At 61.8% G+C, this 19,307-nt stretch carries 10 protein-coding genes; 4 read left to right on the top strand and 6 right to left on the bottom strand.

What is annotated here, in order from left to right; genetic code table 11:
- Nucleotides 1-34: 34 nt before the first annotated feature.
- On the top strand, nucleotides 35-991 hold the full coding sequence (locus tag QP996_RS02510; RefSeq protein WP_284871053.1) for a GIY-YIG nuclease family protein: 957 nt from the start codon (nucleotides 35-37) through the stop codon (nucleotides 989-991).
- Here the strand turns inward: QP996_RS02510 and QP996_RS02505 are convergent.
- The 5 genes from QP996_RS02505 to QP996_RS02485 form a co-directional block, all read right to left on the bottom strand.
- Nucleotides 988-3,351, bottom strand: a complete 2,364-nt coding sequence (locus QP996_RS02505; RefSeq protein ID WP_284871052.1) for a 3'-5' exonuclease — start codon at nucleotides 3,349-3,351, stop codon at nucleotides 988-990. The genes QP996_RS02510 and QP996_RS02505 overlap by 4 nt on opposite strands.
- Before the next feature lie 4 nt (nucleotides 3,352-3,355).
- Nucleotides 3,356-9,688, bottom strand: coding sequence for a DEAD/DEAH box helicase family protein (locus tag QP996_RS02500; protein WP_284871051.1), 6,333 nt, complete (start codon nucleotides 9,686-9,688; stop codon nucleotides 3,356-3,358).
- Between the two features lie 77 nt (nucleotides 9,689-9,765).
- A complete protein-coding gene (locus tag QP996_RS02495; RefSeq protein WP_284871050.1) occupies nucleotides 9,766-10,755 on the bottom strand; it encodes a hypothetical protein in 990 nt (329 codons plus the stop codon).
- 148 nt (nucleotides 10,756-10,903) lie between these two features.
- A complete protein-coding gene (gltS, locus tag QP996_RS02490; protein ID WP_284871049.1) occupies nucleotides 10,904-12,100 on the bottom strand; it encodes a sodium/glutamate symporter in 1,197 nt (398 codons plus the stop codon).
- 159 nt (nucleotides 12,101-12,259) lie between these two features.
- On the bottom strand, nucleotides 12,260-13,147 hold the full coding sequence (locus QP996_RS02485) for a hypothetical protein (RefSeq protein WP_502870097.1): 888 nt from the start codon (nucleotides 13,145-13,147) through the stop codon (nucleotides 12,260-12,262).
- 192 nt (nucleotides 13,148-13,339) lie between these two features.
- Here QP996_RS02485 and QP996_RS02480 point away from each other — a divergent pair, with 192 nt between their 5' ends.
- From QP996_RS02480 to QP996_RS02470, 3 genes are all read left to right on the top strand, one after another.
- On the top strand, nucleotides 13,340-14,551 hold the full coding sequence (locus QP996_RS02480; protein ID WP_284871048.1) for an ATP/GTP-binding protein: 1,212 nt from the start codon (nucleotides 13,340-13,342) through the stop codon (nucleotides 14,549-14,551).
- A gap of 540 nt (nucleotides 14,552-15,091) precedes the next feature.
- The gene (gene istA, locus QP996_RS02475; protein WP_284871047.1) at nucleotides 15,092-16,732 is read left to right on the top strand and encodes an IS21 family transposase; all 1,641 of its coding nucleotides are present in this window, start codon (nucleotides 15,092-15,094) and stop codon (nucleotides 16,730-16,732) included.
- A gap of 3 nt (nucleotides 16,733-16,735) precedes the next feature.
- The gene (locus QP996_RS02470) at nucleotides 16,736-17,503 is read left to right on the top strand and encodes an ATP-binding protein (RefSeq protein ID WP_070771239.1); all 768 of its coding nucleotides are present in this window, start codon (nucleotides 16,736-16,738) and stop codon (nucleotides 17,501-17,503) included.
- A gap of 219 nt (nucleotides 17,504-17,722) precedes the next feature.
- On the opposite strand, the gene QP996_RS02465 is transcribed toward QP996_RS02470, so the two are convergent.
- Nucleotides 17,723-19,195 carry a hypothetical protein gene (locus QP996_RS02465; RefSeq protein WP_284871046.1) on the bottom strand — a complete coding sequence of 491 codons (1,473 nt, stop codon included), beginning with the start codon at nucleotides 19,193-19,195 and terminating at the stop codon, nucleotides 17,723-17,725.
- Nucleotides 19,196-19,307: the final 112 nt, after the last annotated feature.

Here is a 19,307-nt window from a genome sequence, read left to right as displayed (position 1 = left end):
GAGTCGGTTTGGGTTTCGGATTACGCTCAACCACATGGGTTCCCCGAAGACGCTGCAGCTTTTCATGATGGACGGCACCGCCGCCGGGCCGATCAAGGCTTCAATTCGAAATTGGGTCGGGCGGGTGTATTCGATTCCGCGAACCGAGCTCAATTCGGAAGAGTTGCGCCGCCGCCCTGAGCTCAACCACCCGGCGGTGTACTTTCTGGTGGGCACAAACCCGGAGACGGATAAGCCACGGATCTACATTGGGCAGACCGCACCACGGCAGAACGGGGTAGCGTTCGCCCGCGCCGCCGAGCACGCGCGCAGTGAAGACAAGGACTTCTTCAACCGCATCATCTACGTAGTTGTTGTGGATGACTCCTGGGGTGCCACCGAGATCACCTTCCTGGAAAACGCGTTCCACCAGCGCGCTATCAGAGCAGACCGATATGAGGTAGCGAACGGCAACACCCCGTCCGCCGGCAGTGTCAGCGAGGAGACGCAGGCAGAGCTCGACGAGTTCATCGAGAACACCAACCTGATCATCAGCGCATTGGGTATCTCCGCGTTTCAACCGAAGGCGACCGCGGGGAAGTCGTCGGCTGTGCACTCCTCAGGCACAACCCTGAATCAACAAGCAAAAGAGGAAGAACCGACGTTTGAACTCACCGTTCCACGGCATGGAGTACAGGGCCTGGGCCAACGCACCGCAGACGGCTTTTTAGTGCTGGCAGGTTCGACGCTCCGGAAAGAGCTTCTGCCCAGCGCCGCGCGAGGTGTCCACGCAACCCGGGACCGCTATGCGGACCAGATTCAAAACGGCACGTTGCTCTCAGATCTCGAATTCACAAGCCCATCGGCTGCTGCATCGTTTCTCGTCGGCGGTGCTGCGAATGGGCGAAGGCTTTGGCACCTCCAAGAGGAGCCAACCACCACGCTGGCGGACTGGGAGGACCGCGAAGGCGACGAGGCAGACCACCAGGCAGCGCAGCCCGAAACGCCCTAACCCTCCGGCAGCAGCTCCGACCGCTCCCCGACGGTTGTCACCACCAACGCGTCGCGGGCGCGCGAGGCCGCCACGTAGAGCAGCGAACGCTCGCGCTGCAGGGCAGCACGCGCGTCCTCCTCGGAGAGGTTCTTCAGACGGAAGCGCAGCGGCATGATTTCCTTGCCCACGCCCATGAGGATCACGTGGGTGAACTCCATGCCTTTGGCGCCGTGCATGGTCATCACGGAAACCTGCTCGTGGGAGGCCAACTCAGCGTTTTTGGTTTGGACGGCGTCGATGCCGTGGTCGGCAAGACCGGAAACCACGCGGGAGAGCTGCCCCCGGGTGCGGCACATCACGCCGACGCGCACTTCCTTGTTCACCCCCTCCGCGGCCGCACGCTCGGCCTCCTCAAGCCAGCCATTGATCAACGCAGCCGCAACAGAGAACTCCTCGTCTTCGGACTTGGCGGTCACGATCATCGGCGCCGGGCCGGTGCGCGCGGAGCGGTACCCGCCCACCGAGTCGACCTCGCCCTCACCGTCCAGGAACTCCATGTCGCCGCCGACCAGGATGCGCAGCGCGTAGTCCAGGTTTTCCTTGGTGGTGCGGTAGTTCAGCGTCAAACGCTGAGATGCTCGCCCGCGGGTGGAGATGCCGAAGTGCGACAGGGTCAGCGGATGGCCGTAGATGCGCTGGTGGGAGTCCTCGGCCAAAAACACGTCGTTCGGCCCATGCGCCACACACGCGCGCAAAAACCGCCAGTGCCCAGCGTTGAAGTCCTGGGCCTCGTCCACAACCACGTGGTCGAACAAAGACCCGCCGCCGCGCTCGTAGCGCACGTTCAACATCTCCGCACCCACGGCAGACATGGTGGGCCAGAACAGCTGGCCGTCGATGGCCTGGGTCTGCATCAGCGACTCCAGCACGGCCCACACCTGTTTGCGCTGCTTGCGGTTCAGCGGGGTGCCGCGGCCGGTACGCACGACCTTCAGGTACTCCGCCAGCGTCGTGATGCCACCGGCCAGCACCACGGTTTCGTACTCGGCCTGCAGGAACGCCTCGTTGGCAATCTCGCGGGGCATGGATTCGTCGGTGGCCTCAAGCGCGCCTTCCCACACCTGGCGCGCAGCCATATCGGTGTACGGGCGCACGCGCGGGGCGGCGACGCCGAGCACGCGCCGGGTGGCCTCTTCCGTCTCCTCCACAGAGCCGAGCGAGACCACCTTGCGCACCACGGCGTCGATGTTGTCCACCCACACGCCGTGCTCGCCGGGCTCGCCGGCCTCGGGGTACACCGGATTCAGCGCATTGATCTGCGACTTCAACCCCTGTGCCAGACCCTTCGTAAACGTGGTCAGCAGCACGCGCGGCCCCGCCCCAGCAACGCGACCCATGGCCAGATTGTTCGCGCGGTGCACCGCCACCACCGTCTTGCCGGTGCCGGCGCCACCGAACACGCGCGCGGAACCCTTGTACGAGTTCTCCGCCATGCGGCGCTGCTCCGGGTGGATGTACACGCGCCATTTCTCAAAGCTGCCGGACTCGATCACGCTGCGCAGGGACTCGGTCTCCACGTCGTCCACGTACGCGAACTCCAGCTCCGCAGCCGCCTGCCGCAGGCCCGCCAACAGGCGCGCGTCCTCGGACTCCGCAGCCTCCGACGCCGAGACTTTCCGCAGGCCCAGCGAGTCGCGCGTCTCCTCAACCGAATACCCCGCCACCAGCGCCAACACAGCCTCGTGCTCCCACTTCGGCCGCGGCGCCAGCAACGCATCCAACCCATCCTCGGACTCGAGCGCCAGCACCTGCTCGGTCAGCGCCGGGTCGATGCCCAGCTCCTCCCACAACTTCTCGGGCGTCAGCTCACCCAACACCTCGCGCGGGGCGGGCGATTGCTTCTCGACGAGCTCCGCCTCCACCCCCTTCTCCTGCACAACCGCCTTCGCCTGCTCGGCCGCCAACTCGTGCGCAGCCCGCGCGGCCGCCTCGGCCTTGGCGCGCGAATCAACATCCGCAGCAGCATCCCCCGCAGCAGGCTCCTCCCTGATCAGCGTCGTAATACCGTTGATCGGGTTCACGTCCAGGCGCAGCCGCGCCGGGTCCAGCCGTTCGGCTTTGAGGTTGCCTTCGTCGTGGGAGTCGACGTCCACAAGCACGAAGTGGTGCGTGTCCTGGTCGCGGATCTCAAAGAGCACGGCGCGGAACTGGTCGTTGATGCGGCCGGTGCGCACGCGCTTGTCCACGGCGTTCGTGAGCGTCTTGATCTTCAGCGACGGGTTCGTCGGGTCCGCAGACAGCTTCTGCAGGAAGTTCATCGTCGGCTTCATCAGTGCGCCGTCGAGGTCCAACCCGCTGTACAGGCTAAACGTCACCATGGTGTTACTCCTTACCCAGCAGCGCGGCCGGGATCGTCTCTGCCGAGAGTGTATCGGGGTACAGCAGCGTCCAGCCTTGCTCGCGAAGCGTGGCTTCGGCGCCCGCGTAGGAGGCGTCCTGCTCGATCAACAGCGCGATGCGCAGCTCGGTCCAGGACACGGCGGTCGGGATGGATCCGATTTCCTCGCCGATCTCCTCGGTCGGCGCCACGCCCGCGTCCACGAGGGTGCGCAACGCGGCGGCCACGTCCACTTCGTCCTCGAACTCTTCGATCGCCTCGGCCCACAGCCCACTGACTGCGGCCTCGACGGCACTTTGCTTCTCGACGTCCTCCGGTTGCCCAACGCCCACAGCATCCCCGTCGCCAACGTCGACCGTGACGGTGTTGTTGGCCAGCCACACGATGTTGGCGAAGCGCAGGAAGTCGCGCCAGTTGTCTTCGGTGATGGAACCGGGCGCCTGTGCGTCGACAAGCAATCGCTGCAGCACCATCTCTTCGCCTACCTTAGCGGCGTCGAAGTGAATCTCGTTGCGGAACGTCAGGCGCGCCCCACCCGGGATGCGCGAGGGCACCACGGAGGTGCTGAGCATCTGCAGCAGGGCTTTGTCCATCAGCGCGTACGAGGACCGTTCCGGCTCCGCCAGGTAGGTCAGCAGCTGCGTGATGGGGGAGGCCTTCAAAAACGCGATTTCGTTGTTGCCGATGCCCTCCATGGCGCGCGTGCGCTTCTCCGCTTTTTCGCTGATCCACGCCGGTGCGGCCTCGCCGAACGTCGTCTCCCGGGCAAACCAGTCTAGGCCGGCGTCGGTGACGTTCCACGGCAGGATCTGCTTGTCGCCGAAGTGCAGGCTGCTGCGTTTGTTGATGTCGGTGGGGAAGCGGTAGTGCTGCGCGCTGAAGTGGAACGCGGCACCGTCGGTGTACACAGCCACCGGCCGCACAAGCGGGTTACGGCGGTGCTGGAAGAGGAAGTCCGGGCGGGTGTAGCCGTAGTCGTGCTGTTCGCGCATGGACCACTCCTCACCGGACGAGAACGTGATGTGCCACTCCACACCGCCGGCGTTGGCGATGTCCTTGACGGTGGCGTGGCGCGCCTCCAGGGCCTCGCGCAGCATCTCGCGGAAGCGCACCTCCAGGTTGGAGGACTGATCCAGCTGGGGCGCCTCCGTCTGCGGTTCCCACGTCACCTGCAGGGGATCGGTCTCTGCCGAGGGGTGGTCCTGGTTAGTCAAAATCGCACGCAGCGCGCGTTCCGCGGCGGCGCGGGAGGTGACGTCGATCTGCTGCCAGCGGGTGTACGGCAACAGGCAGTCGGGGCAGGCGAGGCGCTCGTCGTCCTGGCAGGCGCACTCCGCAACCTTCGTAAACGCCTTTTCCAGCAGCCGGCGGACGTCTTCGGGTGAGGCGAACTGGGAGAGGTAGCCGGTGCCGCCGGGGACGTTGTCGTGCATGAGCAGCGCCTCGACGGTGCCGCCGCGGTCATCCGGCACGCGGACGGTAACCACACCCAGGTGGTCCGGGTCGCCGCCCAAAACCTCCTTGAAGCCCAGCTTGATCGCGGCGGTCAACGACGGGATGGTCGCCTTGTCGCCCGCGGTGAGCATCACCGGCACGTGCAACAGCACGCCCTGGGTCTGCAGGGTGCGAGACAGCGCGACGGTGACGGACTCCTCCTCGCGGGCGTTGCGCTTCGGGCACCAGGGGCGGTGATCCCACTTGGAGTTCGTGCCCTTCTGCGAGTCCAGGTGCCCGCAGTAGTTGCAGACGGTGAACATGGGCGCATCGATCTCTGCGTTGGCGAAGATGCGCTTCATCGCGGGCCCGCGGCCCAGGTTGAACCAGCTCAAGTTCACGTACCGCAGGTACTCCGCGCCGAAGCCTTGAGAGAGGAACCACTTGCCGCCGTGGCCGCCTTCTGGCACGGAGAAGCTCAAGGCGGTGTGGTAGTTCAGTTCGCGGCGGTCGTCGCGGGAGTCGTCGATAAGCGCATTGCCACGATCCACCTCCGCTGACACGCGGCGCATGCGCACCGTATCTAGCACCTGGCCGTTGTCGGCGAAGGTGTCCGCACCGCAGGAAGGGCACGCGCCGGCGGTGGCCCCTTCGCGCACGGGCTCGGCGTAGGAGCACTCGGGGCACAGGCGCCACCGCTCGATGTCCGCGCCGTTGAAGCCGACCTCGACCGCGTCCACGGTAGCGGCGATGCCGCGGGCGTAGAAGGTGTTGCCCGGCGCGAGCTCGTGAAGCGCGGAGGACACACCGCGGGAGAGCTCGAAGGAGTCCGGGTCGATTTGCATGGTGGTCGGGTTGAGCTGGGAGACCACCACGGACAGCTCCACCGCATCATCCAACAGCGTGAAGTTGGGCAGCAGCCCGTAGCGCTCCATGGAGCTGATCCAGTGTTCACCGAGCAGGATGTCGTTAAGGTCCTTGGCGGTGCGATGGTACGCCGCCTTCGTGCTGCGCTTGTCGCGCTCCAGCTCCGCGTCGGCGTTTTCGGTACCCGCGTTCGGGTCCACCTTGGCATCCAGCGCACTCAGCTGGTCTTGGAGGGTGCTCAGCCGCGTGGTGAACGCCTTGACCTCGCCGTCCCAGAGTCTGCGGGTGCGCTCCATCTCGCCCGTGAGCGAGTCGGGCCCCTGCCCGCACGCCCACGCGCGCACCCCGTCCATGGTGGCCGCGTCCACGGACCCTGCCACCGTGGCCAAAAACGCGTCCACGCGGTCCTCCACGCCGGCCGCGATGTCCTCGCCGAGCACCTCCACCAGCGAGACCTTGCGGGTGCTGAACACGTCGCGCGAATACTTCACATCCAGCCCGCTGTTGCGGAACGACAGTGTGTCTACCAAGTACGCCGTGGTCTGCCGGCGCAGGATCTCGGTGGCGGAGAGGAACGCCGCCGGCGGCACCACGGTGCCCGCGATGACGGACAGCGGCTGGTTCAGCTTCGGCAGCATGCTCCCGCGGCCCTGCACGAAGGCGAGCACGAGCGAGTTGCCGGTGAGGCGCCCGGCGCGACCCACACGCTGCACGTACGAGGACACGGTGGTGGGCAGCGAGGCGAGCATGACCGTGGACAGGTCGCCGATATCGATGCCCATCTCCAGCGTCGGCGTTGCCACCAGCACGTTCGGCGCGTTCGGTGCCTCGGCGCCGCCGCGGAACGCCCGCTCGAGCGCGAGGCGTTCCTCCTTCGGGATCAACCCGGTGTGCTCGCGCGCCACCACCGCGCGCGGGTTAGTGGAGGTGTACAGCTGCGAGTAGTAGTTCGCCTCAATCGGCTCCTCTTCGAGCTCGCCGGGGCAGCCGGGCGTGGGGCACGGCAGGCCCTGAAGCAAGGTGCGCAGTTGCCTATCGACGCCCAACGGTGCATGACACACCCCACACTGCAACATCGCCGGTTCACCTTCACCGGCCACCACCACCTGCTGCGATGCAATGGCGTACATCGTGCCGCCGGTGTCCGTGGACACGGCCATGAGCACCTCGCGCCGGGCGAGCTCGCGGAACACGTTGGTGAGCACCGTCGCCGCGTCGTGGGTGCCGATCCCCAGCACCTTGGAGGTCCACCGCGCGTAGCGCCCGCGCGGGCTGCCCAGCGGGGTCACGCCGCGGTCCTTGTCATCTACCGCCGGCCCGGAGCGCGGGAACTCCGGCGCACCGCCCTTGGCAAACCGGCGCATGCCACGCGCCTTGGCGTAGCGGTTGTGCAGGCGCCACGTGTTGCCGTCGTCCTGCAGGTAGGACTTGAACATTGGCGTGTACACGCCGCCGCGTGCGCGCACCTGCTCCAACAGCCCGCGCATCCAGCGCAGCCGCACCTGCGGGTCGGTGGCGTCCACCACCTCGAACAGGCCGCTTTCGATGCTGCACAGCGCCTCTTCCGCCGCCTGAAGCAGCACCGCGTCATCCACATCCACCCGCGGAGTGAGCGCACCGGTGGACACCAGGGAACGCGGCAGGTCCGCCTGCTGGCCGAACTCGAGCGCCGCGTCCAACTCAAGGCGCTCCAGCACCGCCGCGGTGGCCGCGCGCCGGGACGCATCGTCAGCGTCCTTCTCCCAGAACGCGCGGAACGTGGGCGTCTCCGCGATCTCCTGGGGCAGCAGCTCAAACCGCGCACGCAACGGGTCCTCAGCGGCGTCTGCGCGCTCGAGGATCCGCAGCGGCAGCTGCGCCACGGAAACCTCACCTTGTCCTCCATCGTCGGAGCTTGCGACGACGCTGCGCATCAACGCGCGGATACCAAACGCGCGCGCCCTGGCCTGCACAAACCCCGCACGGTGCGCCGCGTCCTGCACGGAGTCCGCGAACACGAGGGTCTTCTTCTCCTCCTGCTCCAGCTGCGGCATGCCGAACAGGTTGGACAGCCCCACCGACAGCAGCGTGGCCACGCGCGAACCGATGTAGCGGATGGTGTCCGTCTCCCCGCACGACGGGCACACCTGCTCGCGGGCATACTCGCCGGCGTCGAGACCGGCGTAGGTGATCACGGGCACCGACAGGCCCTCCGCCCGCTCCCGCTCGTCCGGCTCGCTCGCAGACAGCGTGCGGGTCTGCGTGTGGAACCACATCAGGGCCCGCTTGCCCTCATCGTCGCCGTACTCCTTCATCTCCTTGCCGTCTTTGAGCGCCCGGCGGTACTCATTGGTGGCATCGATGAGGGGGCGCACGAGCTCAGGCTTATCGACGCTCGCCTTGCGGATCTCCCCGCCACCGAGCACCACCGCGTCCGTGCCGGGCTCCAACGCCGTCATCCATCCGGCGCGCCCGCACTCGCGGCAGTAGATCGCTGGCAGCCACACCGCAGCGTCGTCCCCGCCGAGCTGGCCGTCATCCGCGAAGCGAAACACCTCGCCGTCCTCAGTCGGCGTCACCGTGCGCTCGATGCGAGAGACCTCACGCAGCCACAGGTGCGTTTCCACACCCGGCAGGCGCTTTCCACCGAAGCCGTACTTCTCGCCCGCCAGCGCTCGCACGTGTGCGATCGCGGTGAGCAGGTGGGTGACGAACTCGCGTGCCGGGCCCTCTTTGAGGCTGCGCACCACAATCTCGCCGAGTACCGCCGCCGGCACCGTCGTTTCCTTCTCGCCCTCGCGCTCGATAAGCGGAGCTGCGTTTTTCGCCGCCTCCAGCAGCGCCCGGGTCAGCGGATGAACCGCGTACGCCGCAATGATCTCTTCCAGCGTCTCGCCGGCATCCCACAGCTGCGTGCGGAAGACCTCGAGCACCACGTCCGCGTAGTCGCGGCCCGAAGCATCGTCCGCAATCGTGCTGTTGATCTGCTTGATCTGGTCGATGTCCGGCAGCGGAGTAGGGGAGTGGCTCCCGAAAGTCTCCGCGATCTCGTCCACCCACTGCTCGTACGTCAGCATGCGCTCGCCGACCAGCGCGTCCGCGCTGAACTGCTCCCCGAAAATCGTGCCCGCGAAGTCCAGCACCTTCTGCGTGTCGTCTTCGCCGCCGAGCGTTGCCGATGTCGCCACCGGCGTGACCCTGCCCAGCGGATTGGATGCGTACTCGCCGAGGAACCCCTCCGGCTGGTGTGCTTTCAGCATCAGCCCCAACCGACGCAGCAGAAGTGCGACGTCCGTGCCCTGCGCACCGTCGTACGTGTGAAACTCATCCAGCACCAGGTACTGCAACGACGTTGCCGAACGCTTCCAGATCTCCCGGTCCTCTTCACGCAGCAGCAGCTGGTCCAACATCTTGTAGTTGGTGAGCAAGATGTCTGGCGGATCCGCGCGCATCTGGTCACGGTCAGTGATCAGTGAATCCCGCGTGACCTTGCGGACGGTACCCTTCGACTCACCCGTGTAAATACCCGCCGTGACCCCCGCCAACGCCGGCTCGCTGGTGAGCAGCTTGGCCAAACGGTCCGCCTGGTCGTTCGCCAGCGCGTTCATGGGGTACAGCAGCAGTGCCTTGGTGCCGCGTTGTCCCTCCGCTCGCGCCCGCGCCGCGTGGTCCAGCACCGGGTAGAGGAAAGACTCAGTCTTACCCGAGCCAGTACCCGTGATCACCAACGTCGGCTCCGGACGTCGCACCCCCTGCTCATCCCTGCTGCGCAGCCTGCGGAACGCCTCCGCCTGGTGGTGGTACGGCGTAAACCACTCTGGCATCCAATCCAGAATCCCGTCCCAGCCAATCGCGCGCGCGTACGGCAACCGGGTGCGTACGTACGGACCGTGGAACATGCCGCGCTCCGTGTCCTCCAAAAACGCCTTCAGCGCGTTCGACGTCTCCGGGTTTGCAAGCGAAAACGCAGTGGCCAAGTATTCGGACACGCCCCCTAGGACATGCTCCGATGCGTGGACGGGGATGAGGGTAGACACGGGCTTAACTGTATCTAGTCTCTGAGCGCTTCCCAGCTGATGGAAAGCGCCTCAGAGTCAGATGGTTATCTCGATAATTAGAACGGGAGGGTCGCCCGCAACTGCGGGTTGTTGAGAGCCACGAAAGCTCCCGCTCCTACTACCGCCAGGGCCGCCACTACGGCTGCAATGATTGCTCCAGTGCTGCTGCCCTTTTCATCGGTGGCACCTGGCTTCGGCGTTGCCGACTCATTCTGGGTCGTAGTCGGCGTCGGGGTCACCACTCGAGTAGCAGTTGGCCTATCCGGCGCCACCGAAGTCACAGTCGGCTTCGGTGTGGAAGTCGGCGTCACCACCGAGGTCGGCTTCGGCTTTTCAGTAAGAACTGCGACCACGCCCACTTCCACGATCTCGGAAGATCCGTCAGGGTACACAACCGACAATTCAATTTTTGGTGGCTCCCAAAAAATGCCACCGGTTGGAGTTGCTTCAGCCGGCGCCGTTACAGCCAGCATATTGCCTTTCACTACAGAAGCTGACCAGCCATCCGGCTCGCTGACCACACTTAGTTTTGCGCCTTTCGGCACGCTGGAGAGACTGCGCTCGGTGGTTTCACCAGCATCGAAACTCCTGTTCTCAAAGTAGGCGTTGAAAGCTTTAGCCTGGTTCTCTGGGGCGAAACGGACTTCCTGGCTGAACTTTGAAACGCTTCCGTCCGAATACGTCACGATGAAATCGAAGTTGGAACTGACTGTGCCATCGGTTGACGCAGGGCTGTGACCCGTATTTGCGGTTAACCCGAATCTGTCGTTGACAGCGACCTTTACCGCCGGGGTAGAGGCGGCGGACCCGTAGCCGAACTCGTTCTTCACCTGCACACCAGACACAGTTACGTCCGCCGGAATACCTCGTAGATTGAAGGTTTGATATCCAGCAACACCAAGAGGCCCGGCGTAAACGAATTCTGGGTTGGCCTTATCGGCCATGGTCTTAGCAACCGCCTGTGCAGTAACCGGAACGATACTTGCGGTTGTGAGCGAGGCCGAAAGTGCGATCGCCGTAGCGATGGGGAGCAGCCGGATTTTCATGTTGACTCCTACTGAGTGGAAATGGACTAACCAAGTTAACCACAGCAGAAGTTCAGGTGACGTTAATACTCAAAACTTTTTCTGGGAATTCCCTGTGTGCTGCGCATCCACCGCATCTTGAAGTGCATTCGTTGGGCATCTCCAACCTTTATGCCACCCAGTTGAGACAGAACACGATCCACGGCAGCGCCACAATGTCGATCAGCACGGCACCCGAGAGTGGTACGACGATCATGCCCACTCGCGACTGAAGTCCGTGGCGGCGTCCAATGGCGTCCATGTTGGCCACAGCGTTGGGGGTTCCGCCAAGGCCGTGACCCATCATTCCGCCACAGATCACCGCCGCGTCATAGTCCTTCCCCAGCATGCGGAAGACGACAAACACGACGAACAGCATGAGTGCAACAACCTGCACCACCAAGATGATGAAAAGTGGCAGCGCAAGGCTGTATAGATCCCAGATTTTCAGACTCATCATCGCCTGGGTAAGGAAGAAACCGAGGGACAGCTCGGAGATGAGCGACATCGACTTGCCGTGCAGCGTCACCCAGCCGAACTTGTCGTTGAGGTTGCGGAACACGATTGCAATGAGCATCGCACCCACATAGCCGGGAAGCGAGTAGCCGGTGGCGTCACCGAACCAGGACCCCAGGAACACACCGATAACGACGATGAATCCGATCAACGCGGCAGTGGCGATAAGTGAACCTTCTTCGACCTCCGAGGCATCATCAATTCCTGTTTCCTCGATTGCTTCGATCTCGCGGGTCTTGATCTCCAGCCCGTAGTGCTTGATCAGCCATGTGGCTAGCGGTCCGCCAATGAGCGAACCGGCGATCAGACCAAAGGTCGCTGCAGCGATTGCGACAGCGGTAGCGCCCTGCGCGCCAAGCTCCTCAGCAGTGGGGCCGAATGCGGCCGCCGCTCCGTGGCCGCCCTCCAGGGAGACGGAACCCGCCATGACGCCGAGCAGCGCGTTGAGGTCGAGCGCCTTCGCCAGCCCGATGCCAACCAGGTTTTGAAAGATCGCCACACCCCAGCACGCCACGAGGTAGATGAGCAGAAACCTTCCGCCGGCCTTCATCAGACTCAACGACGCACCGAGGCCGATGGCCGTAAAGAACGCCAACATCGCAGGACTCTGCAGCGTGTTATCTAGGGTGAGCTCGAATGACAAGGCTTCGCGAAGGAAAAGAACAACCAGAGCGAACAGAAAGCCGCCTACCACCGGCCCGGGGATTGCGAACCTGCTGAAGATCTTCCAGTTCCTCGCAGCCCAGTTGCCCAAAAGTAACAACGCCAGTGTCAGCGCCACTGAGCTGACCAAGTCCAATTCAAATTCCATGTCACCCTGTCTTTCTCAAACTTATCGGGGTTGTCATAAGCCGTGGGGCGTACCAGACAGCGCGCCACACATTGACTTAAACCTCGAGAATCTTATCGTGTGCTCTCAAACACACCGAGAAAGGTTCGGGAATCAGCCCACACCGGACTGTCACGGTTGCTACATCATCTGAGCCGCACGATTCTCCGTCCAGCCGGTAGTGCCATCAGTGAAGAACGTGGTGCCCGTCTGGTGAATGCTCGGATCCCCACAGGAGGCGATCTGCTTCTCCATCACCTGCGGTTCCACCTGCCCCGGCGCCTCGGTGTAGCCGATCACCGGCTCCGCTTCATGCGGCGCCGGAGAGGGAGCTTGGACGAGGGCTTCCGCTTCAGCAGGAGCCTCGTAGACCGGGGTTTCTGGCTCCACCGCCGAGGCCTGCTCGGCCGCCTCGGCCGGGCTTGCAGTTGCAGACGGCGCCCCAGAACTCGTCGACTCCTCTGGCGCTCGGGCTATCTCCTTGAGGTCAAACTTGGAGTTGGCAATACCGAGCACCTGTGCATCATCCGTAATTAGGAACGCGCCGTAACCGCGAACTTTTTCTCCCATCTTCGCGGGAGTGATGCCCCACTGTTCGTAGCCCTGCGGGACATCGCAGCCGCCGCCCCATTCAGTGGTGGATTTGAACTGCTCCGAGTCCCACACCACAGGATTCTCCTGGCTCGCTCCAATCTCCGCCCCGGTTTCGTCCTTGATTTCTTCAACAGCCGTAAGAACACCGCTGATCTGCACCAGCTGCATGCCTTCTGGGATGGCCTCGTCCACCAAGCGCGTCTTGCAATCCCCACCGAGCTGGATCTCTTCAACCTCTAGCTCACCCGCGCAGTTATTCCCTTGGCAATCAACCGGGATTGTGTCTCCGACTTGGGCGAACTTCGTTTCCGCTTCAGTCGTCTGCGTGGGCTGTTCGCTGGTTGGTGCCCCTTCATCTTCGGACGAGGTAGAACAACCGGCGAGGAGGACACTTGCCACAAGGACGGCACCGAAGATTCGCTTCATCTTCTTCACTTTCAACCACGGGAAACAATGCACGGCTCACTTTAAGACTCACAGCAGATACCTACCGCCAATTCCAGAAAACCTGTTCGGGGACTCCCAGCGATAAGCGTCTTAAGCGTTGAAATGTTCATACCTACAGACACATTCGAAGCAAGCCACTACGATAAACTCGCGAAAACCTCTTACTGACCAGGAGTTCGAATGCCTCTGCCCAAAATCCTCAACGACGGCACAAATGCTTCTCCCGCACAGCACCTCGCGGTATTCGGCGAAAGTGGCAGTGGCAAGACGGTCCTGGTGTCCTCGTTCTACGGCCACATGACCGAGCCGAGCACGATCGGTGACACCGCCTACCGCGTCACAGCCCGGGACGCATCTCAGCACACTTTGCTCCGCAAGAACTACCTCGGCATGCGGGATTTGAACCGTGCTCCGCAGGCAACACGGTTCAAAACCACTTCGTATGACTTCCTCATCCGTATCAATCAACCGAATGATCCTGATTCGGACAAGGCGCCTGCCCCGAAGGAAATGTCCCTCGTATGGCACGACTACCCGGGGGAGTGGCTGGAAACTACTCCTGAAACACCGGAAGAGAAGCAGCGACAGAAGGACACCATTGCGTCGCTCATGGGGTCCGACGTTGCGCTTTTGCTTATCGACGCCTCACGGCTCACCACTGACCCCGACACCCAAGCCCGGTACCTCAAGTCGGTCCTTGGCAACTACCGCGAGACGATTCAGCGTATGCGCCAGGACCTGCTCCCGAATGGCAAGCTGCTGGTCAATTTCCCGCGCATCTGGGTTCTCACCCTTTCGAAGGCGGACCTGCTGCCCGACATCACTGCCTCCGGCTTCGCAGACCTTGTTGTTCTTCACGCCGGCGACGAGATCAACCAGCTTCGGGCGGACATTGGTCAGCTCGTAAAGGGCGGTGCCGTCTCCATCGGTGAGGACTACCTGCGGCTCTCCTCTGCACAGTTCAATCCCGACCAGATCAAAACCGAGAAAACAATCGGACTGGATACAATCGTGCCACTAACCATGCTGCTTCCGATCGGCCACTTTTCCCGCTGGGAAGAACGAAAGATTCTGCCCATACGCAAAGCCCAGCAGGCGCTGTACCAGTTCAACCAAATCGCTGACAACTACAACTTCGGGCCGAAGGCTCTTGCCGGTGTGGCGGTGGCGAACCCGTTGCTGCGAAAAATCCCTGGGCTGAAGCACATCCGTAGCCTCTCTGAGCTCGCTGCACTAATCGCGACTGCCGCCCAGTATGGATCAGATCAGTTGAAACGCATGGAAGACGACGCGAAGAAGAACCGGGACTACCTTCGCGCAGCACTCCTCAACCTGGAGGCAACTCTCTCAAAGGCGGAGGAACAGGGTGTCCTAGTCAGGAAACACTCGTGAGATTCATTTGGGCTACCCGGGGGAGGGACTGGGGCTTCAGATTTCTCCGTGATGGAGGATTCTCAGATCCATTGCCCATTTACGAGGCCGCATTCGATGGCACCGACCCAACGCTATCGGCTCTGCGATTCGACGACCCCGAAGGTCGAACCGACCGTGCGGGCCGTGTCATCGAACACGACTTCGTGTTTTTCGACGCACCGGCTGCCCACTCCCTAGAAGAAGTGTGGCCTCTGGTCACGCAGGAGTACGCGCGTCGTTACTAGTTCGATGCAACTTCGCGGAAGCAAGACACCGCCGTTGCTTACGCCTCCTCATTGCAGAGGATTTGTCCTCACTTTCGTAATACAGACCAGTCTTTCGCCTCGTGCTTCATTACCGCCCGGTAGCCAGTCACGATCAGACTGTTACGCGGTCGTATCTAGTAACACCGTGGTGAGTATCGAGTAACGCATTGGTGAGCATCCAGTAACAGTCCGGGGGAGGATTCTGGTGACCGCGTGACTTCAGGGCACGCGGCGTTACCAGAGGAGTCTGATTGTGACTGACTACCGGGCGGTAATGGATCAAGTGCTCAAAGGCTGGTCTGTCCGCCAAATCTGTTCGAGTCTGCGGTGCTCGCACACCACGGTGCAAAAAGCACGCGATGCGCTGGTGGAACACAACATCACAACCCGTGAGCAACTTCGTGGGGTTGCGGATCATGAGCTGGTGGACTGGTTCGTCGACGGGCGCAGCCATGCTCAGGGCGATTTCGTCCCGATCGATTTCGACGCTGTCGCCAAGGCACGCACCGGGCGCAACAAGGTGACCCTGCAGGTACTGTGGGGCCGCTACACCGCACAGCCTGCGGACCCAGGCCAGCGGTATTACAGCTACGAGCGGTTTCGCCAGCTTGTGGCCCAACACGTTGATGCAGCTGGGCTGACCGCCAGGATCACCCATGCCCCAGGCCATACGATGCAGGTGGACTGGGCAGGCACAAAGATGCGGCTGTGTGACCCCACCGGCGGGCAAGGATCGAAGGTCAGTATCTTTGTCGCCTCGCTGCCGTATTCAGGCATGGTGTTCGCCTGCGCGTGCGCGGATGAGCGCCAGGACGCATGGCTTGCAGCTCATATCCGCGCGTTTGAGTACTTCGGCGGGGTTGCCGAGGTCATCGTGCCAGATAACGCCTCGACAGCCTCGAACGCGATTAGTGCCGCGGACAAAAATCGTCGGGTCAACTCCACCTACGAGGAGTTTTTGGAGCACTACAACACCGCCGCATTGCCGGCTCGGGCGAAACGACCCAAAGACAAGGCCAGCGTCGAAGCCGCAGTCAAGATCGTCACCCAAAACGTCATCCACGCACTCGATGGCCACCAGTGCGTCGGGATAGACGAGCTCAACGCGAAAATCACCGCCCTGGTCGATGGGATCAACGCTGCCACGCCGTTTCGCGGCAATGCGACGAGCAGACGCGCATTGTTTGATCAGTTCGAACGCGACGTGCTCACCGCGCTGCCTGCAACACCGTGGCAGCGCACCGAATGGAAACGCGCCAAAGTCGCACCCAATTTCCACATCAGAGTGCACAACGCGCATTACTCGGTACCGCACCAGCTGGTGGGCCGCACCGTGGATGTGCGCATCACCGGTGACAGTCTCGCCGTCTTCGACGCCGGGCAGCGTGTGGCCAGACACCAACTCGCGCGTGCCCGCGGGGTGTATGTCACCGACACCGACCACATACCGGCGAACCTGGGTGATACCCGTGGGTTGTGGACAAGTGAGTACTTCCTGCGCGAAGCCTCCAAGATCGGGCCGGCCACCCGCCAGGTAATTGCCGAGCTCATCGAAGCTAAAGCGATCCCTGCCCAGGCGTACCAAGCGTGCCGCAACGTGCTCAACATGGGCAAACACGCCAACAAGCCAATCCTCGAAGAAGCCTGCAGACGTTTGGTGTCCACCGACGGCAGAAGGCGTGCTGTGTCGTATACCGCGGTGAAAAACATGATGGCCGCCGTGCGCAAAGACACCTCCACACGACCTACAGGTGCTGACCTGCCAATCGATCAATTAACCGGCAGACCCGCTGACGGTGCGCCTGCCCCGACAGCGCGTGACACCCGCGGCGCCTACCTCGGTGGTGCTGCCCAGTTCAGCCTCGAAAACCTCACCAAGAAAGGATCTGCATAACCCATGCCCCACCCGCAACCAGCATCATCATCCGCCCGCTTCCTCGACGAATCAGTCCTGCCGATCTTTACCGATCTACGCATGACCGCCTTCGGACAAAGCGTCATCGACATCGCCGCCGATCCCGCATTCGACGACTGGAGCTTCTCCGACAAAGTGCTCTACGCACTCGATAAAGAGGTAGCGGCCAAGCGTGAGAGGCGAGTCAACAAACTGCTCAAAGCATCCCGATCGCCAAATCCCGATGCTTGTATCGAAGACATCACCTACACGCCCGGCCGCACCATTAACAAAGAGCAAATCACCCGACTCGCTCACTGCCAATGGTGCCAAAGCGCACAAAACATTGTCATCCTGGGCAAATCCTCCGTCGGCAAAACCTACCTCGCCCAAGCACTACTCACCGCGGCGTGCAGAAATGACTACTCCGCACGCTTCTTCCGCACCGACACACTCGCCAACCACCTCGCCGTGCTCAAACACGACGACCCAGCCCGCATCACGTTCCTCGAAGACCTACACAACACAGACGTGTTAGTCCTCGACGACTTCCTCACCACCCCAATCGATGCCGCCACCGCACACCAACTGCTCAATATCCTCGCAGAACGCGAACCCCGCGGATCGACCATCGTGACATCCCAGTTCACACCCGACGAGTGGTACAAATCCATCCCCGACGCCGTCATCGCCGAGTCAATACTCAACCGACTCGTCGCCGGCGCCGAAATCATCACACTCGAAGGCACCAACATGCGACTGACCCAATAACCCCCGCTACCAACCTAAACGCCCGGGTGTTACTCGATACTCACCCGGGCGTTACCCGAAACTCACCACACCGTTACTAAACACGTGGTCTAAACAATCAGACATCTCTGGTAGTGTCGCGCGCCTCGAAGTCACGCGGTCTCCAGACTTCTCCCCCGAGACAGTTACTCGATACGCACAACGGTGGTAATAGCTAGGTAGCACAACATTCAACGTGGCTCACTCGCCATCTTCGGCGAATCGCGCAAGAGCATTTTTGTATCCGATATCTGATGGGTATAACAGCAGTTTGGGAGACATCTCGTAACGGTAGGTTTCCCATACCTCCCGGCCGGTAAGGAAATCTAGCTCGTAATCCAGCAACTGGATCACAGGACCGGCCTCGGGTCTGAAGTGCACGCGCCGCCCAATCTCATGTGTGATTTCAGGTGGTAAGCGCGAAACAACAGCACCGCCCGTGTGCACTAGGAATGATTCCTTCGGCCCATCCTCGGATACAACAACCTGAAGAACACTTTGTTCTGGGTCTACCAGCTGACCTATCAGGGTCGGACTACTCCGTAGCGAGACAACCATGTCACTCCAGCGACGGAAGGTTTGAAGACGAATACGGAGTTGCGAGAGCGACTGTTCGATAGGCGAAAAACGCTCCCACTCACCCCGTTTAACGAGTTGGGCTTCACCCAAGAGCGCGATGGTTGTGATTGGAAAACGCGAGCGACTTGCGAAAACCTCGTTCTTGACCCAATCCTGGAATACGAAAAACGCCCATTCACATCTCTCAATCTCCTCACGGGTGACTCTTTTCCCGCCGTGGATTACATGATTTCTTGGCTCAACTACGAACTTGGTCCATTGTCTAAACGGTTCCGGCTCATCGCTCGGACCAAAAGTGGAACCTCTTAGGAGGCTCAGCGCTTTCTTCTTCATAAGCGAAACAACCGATTCTGGTACAGGCGTTCCCCCTTTTTTCGCCTTGGCGCGGCTTCGGAGAAAGAACTCTGACGCTTCATGGGGCGTCGTCTGTTGTTCCCACAACAGATGTTGCACTAGTTCGTCTATCGCTGATTCGCACGAGGCTGCATACAAAATCATTGCGATCTCATACTCACCGGTTTCTTTCTGTTGACGAATTGCTTCTTCGAGCAGCTCCGAAGACCGAACGAAAGGCCCTCTCTCAGCATGGTTGATTAGCGCAGCCTCGATCCACAGATCCAACTCATCCGGCTGCGGGGGATGCGTTGAAACTACCGGTCGGGTTTCCCTTAGGTGCATCCAGCCATCGATCTTTAAACGTGCCAATTTTCCGGGGCGGATTTCCCAAGGCTCAAACAATCCTATTCCGACTGGAAGAGCACTTGGTAGAAGTTCAACGCGCACCTTTGCTAGTGGCATTTGTAACGCTAGCGACAAAGCACCAATCCATTCATTTGCCATTGCCACCGCATGCGAAAAGGCATCCTCCCGATTAGAACGCCTCCCCCAATCGCCGGTCTTACTAAACCTCTGGCTAACAACAACCTCAAGAACCGTGACAGGTTTACTTATTTGGACTGCTGACGGAGCGTCGACCCGTTGGGTAGATGCAACCCGGGTAGCGATAGACGCAGATACGGCTTCCTCAGCAGTACCTGTCGTGTCCTGCGCAAACATTTGGTGGGCGATAATCGCGACGCCATCAGGGAGCTCCATAGCTTCTCCCAAAGAGCTGTATATCATTCCAGTCGGCGTCTTTAGTGTGACTTTCCCATCTGGAAGAGGCAACACATCCAGAAGTGGTAGAAAGAAGTGCCAGGATGCTACT

Origin of the sequence: Corynebacterium sp. MSK008 (assembly GCF_030232585.1) — a bacterium.
Classification (GTDB): domain Bacteria; phylum Actinomycetota; class Actinomycetes; order Mycobacteriales; family Mycobacteriaceae; genus Corynebacterium.
This window is presented reverse-complemented; position numbering and strand designations above follow the sequence as displayed.

What these genes read in the sequence shown, in the direction of transcription:
- QP996_RS02510 (WP_284871053.1), top strand. Translation starts at nt 35, where the DNA reads ATGGGTTCCCCGAAGACGCTGCAGCTTTTCATGATGGACGGCACCGCC.
- QP996_RS02505 (WP_284871052.1), bottom strand. Translation starts at nt 3,351, where the DNA reads ATGGTGACGTTTAGCCTGTACAGCGGGTTGGACCTCGACGGCGCACTG.
- QP996_RS02495 (WP_284871050.1), bottom strand. Translation starts at nt 10,755, where the DNA reads ATGAAAATCCGGCTGCTCCCCATCGCTACGGCGATCGCACTTTCGGCC.
- gltS (WP_284871049.1), bottom strand. Translation starts at nt 12,100, where the DNA reads ATGGAATTTGAATTGGACTTGGTCAGCTCAGTGGCGCTGACACTGGCG.
- QP996_RS02480 (WP_284871048.1), top strand. Translation starts at nt 13,340, where the DNA reads ATGCCTCTGCCCAAAATCCTCAACGACGGCACAAATGCTTCTCCCGCA.
- QP996_RS02470 (WP_070771239.1), top strand. Translation starts at nt 16,736, where the DNA reads ATGCCCCACCCGCAACCAGCATCATCATCCGCCCGCTTCCTCGACGAA.
- QP996_RS02465 (WP_284871046.1), bottom strand. Translation starts at nt 19,195, where the DNA reads ATGGAGCTCCCTGATGGCGTCGCGATTATCGCCCACCAAATGTTTGCG.